This is a genomic window from Streptomyces sp. P17, from assembly GCF_032436805.1.
Lineage (GTDB): Bacteria > Actinomycetota > Actinomycetes > Streptomycetales > Streptomycetaceae > Streptomyces.
The window spans coordinates 1-273 of sequence record NZ_JAVRBF010000803.1; the positions used below are offsets into that span (position 1 = coordinate 1).

Below are 273 nucleotides of genomic sequence, written 5' to 3' on the forward strand. Positions count from 1 at the left end.
GTCATGGGTAGGGACTTAGGGCGCATCCCAATGTAATGCAACGCAATGTAGAGGGTAATGCAATGAATGTGACTACTAACAATGCACCGAGGGACATCATCCACGGCTATGAGCTGACCGCACAGGAACGCTCCGAGTTTGATTACCTTGAGGGTGATGACCTCGATATGGCCACCTTCTTTCGCTACAAGGGCCACGTTTATCACCTGGGCGATGCAATGCGAGTCGAGGAGGGTAATTCCCTTTGCAAGGGCTGGCATGGGTACTACGGGG

General features: G+C 52.7%; 1 protein-coding gene. It reads left to right on the forward strand.

Annotated elements, in window-relative coordinates; all coding sequences use genetic code 11:
* Window positions 1–35 precede the first annotated feature (35 nt).
* Window positions 36–273: hypothetical protein (locus RMT89_RS43020; protein ID WP_399498981.1), on the forward strand; the 238-nt coding region annotated here is incomplete at its 3' end.